We start from the raw sequence: 12957 nt of genomic DNA on the forward strand, positions 1-12957 counted from the left end.
ATTATGGTAAGATATAGTGTAGAGAAAATTTAACCAAATAAAGTTATGGGGAAAAATTATGATTTATAAAATAGCAAATACAGCGGAAGAATATGAACAAATTTTCAAATTAAATTATGAAACATTTGTTGAAGAAATTCCTCAACATGAAAAAAATGAAACAAAAAAATTAAAAGATAAATTTCATGATAAAAATATATATATTATAGCGAAAAAGAAAAATGATGTAATTGGGATGATTTCATTATCTGATCAAAGACCGTTTTCGTTAGATCTAAAATTAAATGATATTGATAAATTCTATAAAGGTAGTTACAAAAAGCCTGTAGAAATTAGATTGCTTTCAATCAAGGAACAATATAGAAAAACTAAAGTTTTCACGGAATTATTACAAAGAACGTTTAATTATATAATTCAAAATGCATACGACATTGTTTTTATTTCAGGTACAACACGCCAGGAAAAATTATATAATCATATAGGATTTGTGAAATTCCATGAAAATGTAGGGACAAAAGAAGCAGAGTATATGCCTATGTATCTTAGACTGGATAATGGTAATAAAGTTATTGAAAGATTGGCGAGAGCACAAAGAATAAACTTCTTACCAGGTCCAGTTGATTTATCCGAAGATGTAATAGCAAAATTATCTAAGCAATTATACTCACACAGAAGTAGTGAATTTGTTGCGCTAACTAAGGATACATTAGCGAAGATTGAAGGTATTTTGGATGTCAAACAAGCAACGATATTACATGGATCAGCTACACTAGCGAACGAAGCTATTATGGCTCAATTAAAAGGAAGAAATCTTATAAATGGGCTAGTTTTAGCTAATGGCGAATTTGGTAATAGGCTAGTTCGTGAAACAAAGAGACATGGGCTTAATATAGAGACTTATTCTGTAGGATTTGGAGAGAGCTTTGATCTTGATGTACTATCGGATAAACTTAAATCTGGAAACTATGATTTTGTTTATGTAGTTCACAACGAGACTAGTGTTGGAATATTAAATGATTTAGATGAGATTACTAGAATAGTTAAAGATAATAACTTAGTCTTAGCTGTGGATGCAGTTTCAGCAGTAGGAGCTATAAAATATAGTTATAAAGATGTTGATTATGTAGCTTGTTCATCTGGAAAGGCATTTTGTTCTGTAGCAGGTTTAGCAATAGTTGGTTCTAACTGTGAGTTAGTTCCTTTAGAAAACACACCATTATATCTAGATTTACACTATGCAAACAAACTTACATCTATACCTTTCACTCAACCATCGATTTTAATGGAAGCTTTAAACACAGCATTAGATGCTTTTAAAACTGATGAAAGATATGAAAAGGTACAAGAAAAATATACATATATGAAGGAAGGATTAAAGCAATTAAATCTTCCAATTATGAAATTTAAAGAAAAAGAAGTATCTCCAGTAATAATTACTGTAGAACTTCCTGAAAGTATAAGTTCACTTAATGTAGGTTCTTCACTTGCGATAAATAATATTTTTATTCATTACAAGAGTTCATACTTACAAGAAAGAAACATTATACAGTTTTCATTTATAAATATTAACACAACAAAAAATGAAATAGATTACACATTAAATATATTAAAACAAATGATAGGAGATTATTAATGGCAGTATTTAAAGTATTTTACCAAGAAAATTCAAAAGAGATTCCAGTAAGGGAGAACACTCAAGTATTATATGTTGAAGCTGATGGAGTACCAGCAGTAAGAAAGTATTTAGATGACAGAAACTACAATGTTGAACTTGTTCAAGAATTAAGCGAAGCATACTTGGAGTTTGAAAAACAATCTGAAGACTTTAAAGTGGAGAAAGTTAATGGATAAGATCATTAAAAAAAATGAAGTAGGTGTAGCTGCCATTGGTGGTCTAGGGGAAATTGGGAAAAACACCTATGCAATCCAATATCGAGATGAAATAGTTATTATCGATGCTGGAGTTAAGTTTCCTGGAGATAATATTCTAGGAATAGACTATGTAATCCCAGATTACTCATATATTGAGAAAAATGTGGACAAAATTAAAGCATTAATAATTACTCACGGTCACGAAGATCACATTGGTGGATTACCATTTTTACTAAGAAAAGTAAACTTACCAATCTATGGTGGACCTTTAGCTATTGGTCTTATAAGATCAAAACTAGAGGAACACAATTTATTGGCTAAAGCTGAGTTAAACGTGATAGATGAAGATACAGTATTGAACTTTAAATATCTTAAAGTTTCATTCCATAACACTACGCACTCAATTCCTGATTCATTTGGAGTAATTGTTAATACTCCACAAGGAAATATTGTTCATACAGGGGACTTTAAATTTGATTTTACTCCTGTTGGTCAAGGATCTAACTTACATAAGATGGCAGCGATTGGTGAACAAGGTGTATTATGTTTACTATCTGACTCAACAAACTCAGAAAGAACAGAGTTTACCCAAAGTGAAAAAGAAGTAGGGAAAACTATCTCTAATATACTTCGTAAAGAAAAACATAGAGTTATATTCGCTACATTTGCTTCGAACGTATATCGTGTAAAACAAGTAGTAGAAGCGTGTATTGAACATGGAAGAAAGATTGTGGTATTTGGTCGTTCTATGGAGAAAGCTATTAAAATTGGAACGGAGTTAGGTTATATTAAAGCACCTAAAGAAACGTTTGTTAATAGTAAATATCTAGACCAAGTAGATCCTAATAAATTACTTATTTTATGTACAGGTACTCAAGGTGAAGAACTTGCAGCATTAAGTAGAATCGCTAATGGTACGCATAAGAAGATTACAATAATGCCGACTGATACTGTAATTTTTGCAAGTTCAGCTATTCCGGGAAATACATTGTCTATTAATAAGAATATTGATTTATTATCAAAACTTGGTGCCAATGTTATTACATCAAGTGTAAATAATGTTCATACATCGGGACACGGTTCAAAAGAAGAACAAAAATTAATGTTTAGACTTATTAAGCCTAAGTATTTCATGCCAATTCACGGTGAGTACAGAATGCAAGTTATTCATGCTCAAACAGCGGCTGAATGTGATATTCCATTAGAAAATTCATTTATTATGGAAAATGGTGAAGTGCTTGCCTTAACTAGTGATAGTGCTAGAATTGCTGGTAAGTTTGATGCATCTGATGTATATGTTGATGGATTAGGAATTGGTGATATTGGTAGTGTTGTAATTAAAGATAGAAAAGAACTTTCTGAAGAAGGTGTTATCGTAGTTTCAATTGCGATTGATTTTAAAAATAAAAGACTAATGAATAATCCAGATGTAATTAGCCGTGGATTTGTAAATGTAAATGAATCTACTGAACTATTTGCACAATCTAAAGTAATAATTAAAGATGCTGTAATAGCAGCATTAGAAAATGAAGAGTGTGGCGTTTACCAAATAAGACTACAAATTTTAGAAGCTTTAGGAGAATTTTTAGAAAGTGAAATAGGAAGAAAACCTGTTATATTACCTACAATATTGGAGGTGTAAATATGAAATACAGAAGTGTATTTGATATTATAGGACCTGTAATGGTAGGGCCATCAAGTTCGCATACAGCTGGCGCAGTACGTATTGGTTTATTTATAAGATATATTTTTGGGGAACAACCAGAAAATGTAAAAATAACATTATATGGATCATTTAAAGAAACGTATAAAGGTCATGGAACTGACATAGCATTAATAGGTGGATTATTAGGTTATAATACATCTGATAAACGTATAAGAACGAGTATGGAAGATGCAAAATTAGCGGGAATGGAGTTTGAATTTATAGAAAGTGGAATTGAACACATTCATCCTAATACTGCGAAAATAGAAGTTGAAGCAGGTAGACATAGTTTAGATCTTATTGGAAAGTCAATAGGTGGCGGAAAAATGGTAATCTTTGAACTTCTAGGTTTCGATGTCAATTTATCAGGAGATTTTCCTAGTTATTTCATATTTTATAAATTTAAAGATGATACTAAAAAAAATCTTTCGGTGCAAATTGAAGAAATATTCGGCGATTTAAAAGTAAATGAGATGTATTCTAGCTCTATTCTAGAGGGAATAAACTTACTAGTGATAGAATCACAAAAAGAATTAACTGAAGATAAGATTAAGAAATTAACTGAACTAGATTATATTAATGAAGTAAAATTTGCAGATAGATTGTAGAGGAAACAAGAATGTTTACTAGTTTAGCAGAAATAGTAGAAAAATCAAAATTAGAAAATAAACCAGTTTCTGAATTAATGATAGAACAAGAAATTGAAGTGAATGGAGTTACACGTTCTGCAGTTGAAAAATTAATGAAGAGAAATCTAAATGTAATGATGCAAGCTGTTGAAGAAGGTTTGGCAGGAGTGAGTTCCAAAACAGGACTTACTGGAGGAGATGCCAAAAAGCTTCAAGAATATATAGATAGTGGTAAGTCAATTACAGGTAGTGATTTCTTAAACGGAGTTGCAGCAGCAATTGCAACTAATGAGGTGAATGCCTCGTTAGGTTTAATTTGTGCAACTCCAACTGCTGGTTCGGCTGGAGTTCTTCCAGGTTGTATTCACGCACTTAAACAAAAATTCGATATTGACGAAGAAACACAATTGAAAATGTTATTTACAGCCGGAGCTTTCGGTTTTGTAGTAGCGAATAATGCTTCCTGTTCTGGTGCAGAAGGTGGTTGTCAGGCGGAAATAGGTTCTGCAAGTGCAATGGCTGCGGCAGCTATTGTTGAAGCAATGGGCGGAGATGCTGAGATGAGTGCCCATGCATTTGCCATAGCATTAAAAAATATGCTTGGTCTTGTGTGTGATCCTGTAGCGGGGTTAGTAGAAGTACCCTGTGTAAAAAGAAATGCAGCTGGAGCTTCAACAGCACTTATGGCTGCTGACTTAGCATTAGCAGGTATAAAGAGTAGAATCCCTGCTGATGAAGTATTAGAAGCAATGTATAAAATAGGATTAGAAATGTCCACGACATTAAAAGAGACTGCCAGAGGTGGTCTTGCAATCACAAAAACTGGAGAAAAATATAGGAGTTTATTATTCGGTAATGATTAATATTTTAGAAAAATCAGTAGGAACTATAAAAGGTGTTGGAAAGAAATATTTACAAACTTTGAACGAACTAGAAATTTATACTATTCGTGATATTTTGTATAATATTCCTTATAGAGTATCTAGTTCTACTGATTTTTCTTCTTCTGTAAAAGATAATGAAAAAGTCATAACGACTGGAAAAGTAGAAACTAGGGTAAGTACCCAGTTTTATGGAAATAGAAGAAGTAGGTCTTTTTTCACATTATCAACTTCTTCTGGTAGTATAAAAATAGTATTTTTTAATCAACATTACTTGAAAAAAAACCTAATTGAAGGTAAAGATGTAGTAGTAAAAGGTACGTATAATGCTGCGAATAATACAATAACAGCTTCGAGCGTAAGTTTCAATGTTGTTGATGAAAAGCCAAAAGGTGATACAATTGAAGTCTTTTACCATCTTAAACAAGGTATAACGCAGAAAAAATTTACAAAGCTTGTTGAAGAATCGTTTAATATGATAGATGGTGAAAATGTTATCTTAGATTTAGTTCCTGAAAATTTTAAAGGGATTTGGAAATTAGATAAGATTTTATATACGCTACATTATCCAAAAAATTCAGAGGAATTTGATAAAGCGAAAAAGATGTTTGCATTTCATGAGTTGTTTAACTACCAGTTAAAATTACAGCTTCAGAATATAAATAGTAGGATAGAGAATAATAGATATTGTGTTGGAATAAACAATAAAGATATCAATGAATTTAAAAATAGTTTACCTTTTATGCTAACAGGAGCTCAAAGTCGTGTTATTGATGAAATAGTAGATGATTTAAATAATCCTTATAAGATGGACAGATTGTTACAAGGTGATGTTGGTAGTGGTAAAACTGCAGTAGCAGCAGCGACTTTATATGCAACAATAAAAGCAGGTTATCAAACAGCAATTATGGCACCAACTGAGATATTAGCAAATCAGCATTTTGAAACATTTTTTGAATTCTTTAAAGATTTGAATATCTCTGTAGCTCTTTTGACTAGTAGCACTCCTAAGAAAGATAGAAATACTATTTTAAGTCTACTTGAGGTTGGTGAGATAGAATTATTAATTGGAACTCACTCTTTAATTCAAGAAGATGTGAAATTCAATAATTTAAAATATGTAATTACCGATGAACAACATCGTTTCGGTGTGAAACAACGTCAATTATTAAGCAACAAAGGAGAAGCTGTTAATTCATTAATGATGACAGCAACCCCAATACCACGGAGTTTAGCAATTACTTTGATTACAGACATTAAAGTATCTACAATTGATGAGCTACCGGCTGGTAGAAAAAAAGTTCAGACTTATAAAGCTACTAATAAGAGTTTTTATAAAGTTCTAGATAATATTCGTATGGAACTTGATAATGGAAGACAAGGTTATGTAGTTTGTCCATTAATTGAAGAATCTGAGAAAATGGATCTTCAAAATGTAGAGGAAACATATGAAAATATTAAAAATTATCTACCAGATGATTATAAAATTGCAATTCTACATGGTAAAATGAATAATAAAGAAAAAGATGCAATTGTAGAGAAGTTTCTAAATAAAGAAATACATATACTTATTTCCACTACTGTAATTGAGGTTGGAGTAAATGTTCCAAATGCTACATTTATGATTATCGTAGATGCACATCGTTTTGGTCTTGCCACATTACATCAGCTAAGAGGACGAGTAGGAAGAAGTAAGTTTCAATCTTATTGTATATTAGTAACAGATTCAAAAAGTGAACGTATAGATATAATGTGCTTAGAAAATGATGGTTTTAAAATTGCAGAATTTGACTTAAAACAACGTGGGCCTGGTGATTTTTTTGGAACAAAACAAAGTGGTGTACCGAGTTTTAAAGTTGCTGATTTAATTAATGATGTCGATTTAATGTACCTAGCGAAAAAATTAGCGGTAAAAATTATAGAAGTAACTGATAATAAAGAAAGATTATTACAGTACGTTGGATTAAAAGAAACGATAATATAGGAGGATGCAATGAATAAGAAGTTTAAAAATGCTTTTTTGAATGTTCTTATCGTGGTACTGTTGTGTACATCAGTAGTATTGATATTCAAAAATCAAATTAGAGAATATTTAACAGGTAACGCCAATGATAAGATTATTACAGCTTATAAAAACAATAAAGGTGAAGTAGACATACCTTGGTGGCAAAAAATGTTTACAGATAATGAGTCAAAAATTAAATTAACAGACTCAATGTTAGGAATTTTAAAAATTGATAGTGTAGATATAGAAGAACCAATCTTCCAAGATGTTACTGAAATCAATTTAATCAATGGAGTAGCAACATCACAAGAACCATCAACTTTAGATGCTCAAAACGTTGTTATCGCAGGACACAGTGTTCAAGGTGTTGGAATAAGATTTAATAACTTAAACAAAATAAAAAATGGTGCTAAAATTCAAATTATTTCAAAAGATAAATTACGTACATATGAAGTAAACAAACTTTATGATGTAGTACCAACACAAGTTGAAATTTTAGAACAACATGAGAATGAACCGAAAATATTAAAATTATTTACATGTGATAATTTTAATCCACAAACAGGTGAATGGGAAAGCCGATTTGTAGTAGAAGCAAAATTAATAGGAGAAGAAAGTGCATAATATTATGAAAATAGGTATTGATATACTAGGCATAGATGAACCTAGTAGAATTATTAACTTTGTAAATAGTTATAAAGATGATGAAGTAGAACTTTATGTCTATGGACTTGAAGAAAACTTAAATCAAATAACTAAAACAGAAAATATTATTAAGAATGTTTGTACTGAAGAGGTGCTAATGTCTGATGATGCAGCACGTGTTCATAGAAAGAAAAAAGATGCTTCAATGATAAGAATGTTAGCTGATTTAAATAATGATGTCATCGATGTAGCAATTTCTGGTGGAAGTACAGGTGCTTTTATGGCTAGTTCGTTATTTATGTTAGGACGCATTGAAGGTATCTCTAAACCAGGGTTGGCTTCGTTATTACCGACAAGATCAGAACATAAGTTCTTATTTACAGATCTAGGAGCAAATGTAGAAGCAAAACCAGATGATTTAGTAAACTATGCTAAACTTGGTCAATTATATATGAAATATATCTATAATATAGAAACACCTTCGGTAGCATTACTTAATGTTGGTGTTGAAGAATCAAAAGGTAATAAAGTATATAAAGAGGCTCATAAGTTACTCAAAGAAGATATTACTAACTTTAAAGGGAATATTGAAGCAAGAGAAATTCTTGAGCATAAATATGATATAGTTATTGCTGATGGATTTGCTGGAAATATTTTATTAAAATCTATAGAAGGTGTAGCAAGTTCTTTAGGAAAAATGATTAAAGGTATCTTCTTAGAAAACCTTATAACAAAAATTTCAGCTTTGTTGGTGAAAAAAGGAATCACAGCATTTAAGAAAAAATTTGACTATAGTGAATATGGAGGAGCATTCTTATTAGGAATTAAAAAACCAAGTATAAAAATTCACGGTTCATCTGATGAAAATGCACTATATTATGCCGTGCAACAAGCAAAACAAATACACAAAACAAAACTTTATGGTATAATGATAGAAACGATGGAAAAAGGAGAAACAAATTAATGGCAATTTTCGAAGAAGTAAAAGAAATTATTACTAAATATATTAAAGTTGATGCAGATAAAATTACATTAGAATCAAGATTAAATGAAGATCTAGATGCTGATTCAATTGATGTTGCAGATGTAGTAATGGATATTGAAGAAAAATATGGTTTTGAATTTTCAGATGAAGATGCAGAAAACATTGTAGAAATCAAAGACTTAGTAAGAGTTATTGAAGAAAGAAAATAGTACTGAAAACTAGAGTTTTAATGAATATTAGACTCTAGTTTTTTAATTACTAAATATAGCTATTTAAAATGAATTTTTAACTAATTATTAGTTTTGTATGATAAGATAATTTACGATATTATCTATATCAAATAAATTTTAACTATTTAGCTTTTAACTAGTTGAGAAATATGGTATAATTTACTAGAAAATAAATAAAAAAGGAGAATAGTTTATATATGGAAATGTTATTTAAACTATTAGCTGAACACGTTTATATTATATTATTTGTTTCGCTAATCTTGGAATTTGCGGCTCTGCCATTACCAGGTGAAACTATGATGGTTGTGGCTGGAATTATGGCATATAATGGTCATGGTAACTACGTTGGGATGATAATAGCAAGTGCCTTAGGAACGGTAATTGGGATGCAATTTTCTTACGAAGTAGGTAGAAGATTAGGAACAAAGGCTATAGATAAGTATGGTATATATATAGGATTAACTCCATATAGAATGACGAAAGCGGCAGAATTTTTTAACAAATTTGGAAATATAGTTATAGTCATAGCTTATTTCTTACCGGGAGTTAGACATATTTTAGGATACTTTTCAGGGATTTCACGTATAGATGCAAAACGATTCCATATATATTCTACATTAGGTGGTGTATTCTGGGTAATAGTATTTATTACTCTAGGTTATGTTCTTGGACCTAGTGCACATCATGTATTCCACTTAATGCATAAGTACGGTACGATGATATTTATATTAGGCATTGCAGTATTATTTGTTTATCTAATTTATAAAAAATTAGGTGCGAAAGACTTTTCTACTTACTTTAAAAAGAATATTAAATATATTGTTGTATTACTTTTAGTAGAAGCAGCAGTATTGGTGAAGTTTGTAGTTTTAGACCCTAAAGCCCATCCGAAGTTTAAATCGGAAGTGATCTTTTATTGTTTAGCATTCTTAGCTTTTGTTGCATTTTTAGCATACTTAAGAGTAACGCTAAAACATGATACAACTGAAAAATTATTAGTAGTTGTTGACTATCAAAAAGACTTCGTAGACGGAGCATTAGGTTTTGAAACTGCCGATCAACTTGATCAGGTTATTGCTAATAAAATTGATGAATATATAAAAGCTGGACAAGACGTGATATTCACAAAAGATACTCATTATACAAATTATTTAACTACAAGAGAAGGTAAACATTTACCAGTTGAACACTGCATAATTGATAGTGAAGGGCATAAGTTATATGGAAAAGTTGCAAGTTATGAAAAATATGCTAAAAAGGTATTTAATAAAACTTCATTTGGAAGTATAGACTTAGCTAAGTTCATTTCACGTAGTGATTATAAAGAAGTTGAATTTTGTGGTTTAGTATCAAATATTTGTGTCTTAAGTAATATAATTATGACACAAACATATAATGAAAAAGTTGAAATAGTAGTTGATTTAAATGCTACTAAAGGTTTAAGTGAGGAAGTTAATTCATCATTTAAAACATATTTACAAAATTTAACAGTAAATGTAAAAGAATAAAATACAATATGAATCATTTTCCGAACGTTGGGGATATGATTCATATTTTTTTTATGTTTCATTGGAAAATTAGTGAAGTTTATGGTAAACTAATGAATAAAATTAGGAAAGAAGGGATTATTATGAATTATTTATTAGTATCACCAAATTTTCCAACTTCACAGGAAAGTTTTGCAAGAAAGTTGGTTGAAAAAGGTGTTAAAGTCTTAGGAATAGGTAGTGAAAGTTATGATAATCTTACTGATGGATTAAAGAATTCTCTAACCGAATATTACAAAGTAAATGATTTAGAAAATTATGAAGAAGTATTAAGAGGAGTGGCGTTCTTAATATATAAACACGGTGTTATAGATAGGGTTGAGTCTAACAATGAGCATTGGTTAATGTTGGATTCAATAATACGAGAACAATTTAATATCACGGGAGTAAAACCTAAAAAATTAGATTTTACAAAGTATAAATCGAAAATGAAAGAACGATTTATAAAAGCAAAAGTCCCAGTTGCTAAGGGGAGAGCTGTAAAAAATATTAGAGAACTTGAAAAAGCCATAAAAGATATTAAATTACCAGTAATTGCTAAACCTAATAATGGAGTAGGGGCTAATAATACGTTTAAATTAATCTCAAAAGAAGATGTTGAAGATTTTAAAAATCAATGGGATCAAGAGGTTGTGTATTTCATTGAAAGTTATATAGATAATGGTGTCCTTTGCACTTATGATGGGCTAATTGATTCTAAAGGTGAAGTCGTATTTGAGACTAGTTTTTATTATACAAAACCTACTTTAGATTTATTAAATGATAGTCTAGATTATGGAAATATAATTTCTAGAGAAATTGATCCTAAACTAAAAGAATATGGTAGAAATATTGTTAAAGAGTTTGGTATGAAGGAAAGGTTCTTCCATATCGAATTTTTCAAATTACCTAATAATGATTATATTGCGCTAGAATATAATAATAGAATAGCGGGTGGATATACAGTTGATTTATATAATCATACTTACGAATGTGACTTATTTGAAATGTATGCTGATGTTGTAGTTGGTAATTCACCAAAAAAAGTAAAGAATAACTATAATGGTGTTGCTTTATCGAGACGTGATAAATATACTTATAAATATACTAATGAAGATATTTATAATAGATATTCTAAAGAACTTCGTTTAATTGATAGAGTACCGGAAGTATTTGCAACAGCTATGGGAGAGTGGATGTATATCTTAGTAGATGAAAATATGGAAAATATTAGCGAAATGATGACTTATATTCATGAAAAAAATGAATAGGAGAATAATTTATGAAGAAAAAAATTTTTAACGGACTTTTACAAATATTAGGAATTATGATTGTTGGGGCGATAATAGGATATTCTGTTGGTAAGATTGTAGGAGATTCCCTTTCGAAAGTGGATACACCAAATAGCATATTGTTATTAATAGCGGGTGTTTTAGCCTTCATATTGCATATCATAGTTCATGAGGCGGGACATTTATTTTTTGGATTGTTATCAGGATATAAGTTTATTAGTTTTAGGGTTTTTGACTTTAAAATTATAAAGGATGAAAATGGAAAACTTAAAATTAGATTTGAAAGACTGGCAGGAACTGGCGGTCAGTGTCTGATGAGAGCACCTGAATATGTTGAAGGGAAATTTAAGTATAAATTATACTTATTAGGTGGAGTAACGTTTAATATAGTATTTTCTGTTGTATTTTGGTTAGTTTTACCAAGTTATTATACTTTACTATTCGCCTTAATAGGATTTGTATTAGCTTTTCTAAATTTGATTCCGATGGGATTCAACGATGGAATGACGTTCTATCACGCTAGTAAAGATGAAACTACTAGATTCATATTACATTTACAATTGGAATATATATATTATCAAAGTATTGGAAAGAATTTATTAATTGAAAAACCTGAAATAGTAGAAAAAATAAATTCATTAGAAATAACTAATACTAATTATCTAACTGATGCACTAGAATTTATAAAATTAGATGGATTAGAATATTTCTTTGAGTTTGATGCTTTATACAATGAGGTAAGAAAACTATATACCGAAAGAGATGATTTGTTATCTGTTTATAAAGTTGAACTTATGGCATTGTTAGTAAAATTAATAAGTTTAGTGAATCCAGAAGATGAACTATTAGAAGAAATTATGAAGGATAAAAGTTTAAAAGTTCGACTTAAGCAAAAAAATCCTCAGACTAAAAATATCCTGGCAACATACGAATATGGTGTAAAGTTAGATGATGAGAAAGCTTTAGGTTTATTAGCCGAATCTAAAAAATTGAAAAATAAAGCACCGAATTTATATGTTCAAAATCTAGAGATGAGATACTGTGATTTTTTAGAGAATAAGATTATAAAATAAAAAGAAATATCAGTAGCTTTTTAAAAGGTTACTGATATTTCCTTTTATTTTACTTAAATATTTATTAAAATATATGATAATTTTCAAATTAAAATGTAGAAAATTAGAAAACGT

The 12957-nt window shown here is 29.8% G+C and carries 12 protein-coding genes; all 12 read left to right on the forward strand.

The features are described from left to right. The first annotated feature begins 58 nt into the window (after nucleotides 1-58). The 12 genes from GEMHA0001_RS06825 to GEMHA0001_RS06880 all read left to right on the forward strand — a co-directional run bounded on the left by GEMHA0001_RS06825 (nucleotide 59) and on the right by GEMHA0001_RS06880 (nucleotide 12843). Nucleotides 59-1633 (forward strand): aminotransferase class V-fold PLP-dependent enzyme, encoded by a 1575-nt coding sequence (locus GEMHA0001_RS06825; RefSeq protein ID WP_003145015.1) that lies wholly within the window; start codon nucleotides 59-61, stop codon nucleotides 1631-1633. Beyond that, nucleotides 1633-1851, forward strand: coding sequence for a DNA-dependent RNA polymerase subunit epsilon (locus tag GEMHA0001_RS06830; protein WP_003144942.1), 219 nt, complete (start codon nucleotides 1633-1635; stop codon nucleotides 1849-1851). The genes GEMHA0001_RS06825 and GEMHA0001_RS06830 overlap by 1 nt, the downstream gene beginning before the upstream one ends. After that, a complete protein-coding gene (rnjA, locus tag GEMHA0001_RS06835; protein WP_003145720.1) occupies nucleotides 1844-3514 on the forward strand; it encodes a ribonuclease J1 in 1671 nt (556 codons plus the stop codon). Before GEMHA0001_RS06830 ends, rnjA begins: the two co-directional genes overlap by 8 nt. Before the next feature lie 2 nt (nucleotides 3515-3516). After that, the gene (sdaAB, locus tag GEMHA0001_RS06840) at nucleotides 3517-4185 is read left to right on the forward strand and encodes an L-serine ammonia-lyase, iron-sulfur-dependent subunit beta (protein ID WP_003145603.1); all 669 of its coding nucleotides are present in this window, start codon (nucleotides 3517-3519) and stop codon (nucleotides 4183-4185) included. A gap of 11 nt (nucleotides 4186-4196) precedes the next feature. After that, nucleotides 4197-5069: an L-serine ammonia-lyase, iron-sulfur-dependent, subunit alpha gene (gene sdaAA / locus GEMHA0001_RS06845; protein ID WP_003145476.1), complete on the forward strand. Its 873-nt coding sequence runs from the start codon at nucleotides 4197-4199 to the stop codon at nucleotides 5067-5069. Continuing rightward, complete coding sequence (gene recG, locus GEMHA0001_RS06850) at nucleotides 5062-7071, forward strand: ATP-dependent DNA helicase RecG (RefSeq protein ID WP_003145407.1); 2010 nt, start codon at nucleotides 5062-5064, stop codon at nucleotides 7069-7071. Before sdaAA ends, recG begins: the two co-directional genes overlap by 8 nt. A gap of 9 nt (nucleotides 7072-7080) precedes the next feature. Then, complete coding sequence (locus GEMHA0001_RS06855) at nucleotides 7081-7716, forward strand: class A sortase (protein ID WP_003145276.1); 636 nt, start codon at nucleotides 7081-7083, stop codon at nucleotides 7714-7716. Next, on the forward strand, nucleotides 7709-8701 hold the full coding sequence (gene plsX, locus GEMHA0001_RS06860) for a phosphate acyltransferase PlsX (RefSeq protein WP_003145190.1): 993 nt from the start codon (nucleotides 7709-7711) through the stop codon (nucleotides 8699-8701). The genes GEMHA0001_RS06855 and plsX overlap by 8 nt, the downstream gene beginning before the upstream one ends. Further along, nucleotides 8701-8931, forward strand: coding sequence for an acyl carrier protein (locus GEMHA0001_RS06865; RefSeq protein WP_003144982.1), 231 nt, complete (start codon nucleotides 8701-8703; stop codon nucleotides 8929-8931). The genes plsX and GEMHA0001_RS06865 overlap by 1 nt, the downstream gene beginning before the upstream one ends. A gap of 218 nt (nucleotides 8932-9149) precedes the next feature. Then, complete coding sequence (locus GEMHA0001_RS06870) at nucleotides 9150-10460, forward strand: isochorismatase family protein (RefSeq protein WP_003144932.1); 1311 nt, start codon at nucleotides 9150-9152, stop codon at nucleotides 10458-10460. A 122-nt stretch (nucleotides 10461-10582) separates the two neighbouring features. After that, nucleotides 10583-11749 carry an ATP-grasp domain-containing protein gene (locus GEMHA0001_RS06875; RefSeq protein WP_040464504.1) on the forward strand — a complete coding sequence of 389 codons (1167 nt, stop codon included), beginning with the start codon at nucleotides 10583-10585 and terminating at the stop codon, nucleotides 11747-11749. Nucleotides 11750-11760: 11 nt separating this feature from the next. Then, nucleotides 11761-12843: a zinc metalloprotease gene (locus GEMHA0001_RS06880; protein ID WP_003145456.1), complete on the forward strand. Its 1083-nt coding sequence runs from the start codon at nucleotides 11761-11763 to the stop codon at nucleotides 12841-12843. The last annotated feature ends 114 nt before the right edge of the window (nucleotides 12844-12957 follow it).

Source organism: Gemella haemolysans ATCC 10379, assembly GCF_000173915.1.
Taxonomy (GTDB): Bacteria; Bacillota; Bacilli; order Staphylococcales; family Gemellaceae; genus Gemella; species Gemella haemolysans.